Genomic DNA, 546 nt, shown 5'->3' with positions numbered 1-546 from the left:
ACACCGGGCTGGAGTCGGGCGGGATCGGCGGTGGCGTGTTCATCTCCGGCTACCCGAACTACCGGGCCGAGATCCGACGCAACACGATCGCCCGCAACGCAAACGACTACGGGGGCGGCATCGGCACGATCTCCGCGGGCCTGGCGGTGGTGCGCGACAACGCGATTGCCGACAATGTTGGGGGCCTCCAGGGAGGGGGCATGTGGCTCTCCAGCTTCTCGCGGGTGAGCGTCGTCCAGAACCTCATCGCCAGGAACGTGCATGGTGGTGCCTTCGTCTTCGGCGCGGTGGCGGGGCTGCGGTTCGTAAACAACACGATCGCGGACAACACGTTGGGTTCGGCGCTGCACTTCACACTGCACAGCAGTGCCGCCCAAGCGATCAGCAACGTGCTCGTGGGCGCCCCCGGCTTCGCCGCGGCGTTCTGCGACCCCCTCTACGAGTCCACGCCCCCGCAACTCATCGCCAACGACGGTTTCACGCCCGACCGCCCCGGCTTCGAGGGGAACTGCGCGTCCAGCCCGGGCACCAACGGCAACATCTCCG

At 67.8% G+C, this 546-nt stretch carries 1 protein-coding gene; it reads left to right on the top strand.

The window, feature by feature from the left end; genetic code table 11:
* Positions 1–8: 8 nt before the first annotated feature.
* Positions 9–546 (top strand): right-handed parallel beta-helix repeat-containing protein (locus E6G06_22200; protein ID TML85161.1); only part of this gene is annotated, 538 nt, incomplete at its 3' end.

Source organism: Actinomycetota bacterium (assembly GCA_005888325.1).
Taxonomy (GTDB): domain Bacteria; phylum Actinomycetota; class Acidimicrobiia; order Acidimicrobiales; family AC-14; genus AC-14.
This window is presented reverse-complemented; position numbering and strand designations above follow the sequence as displayed.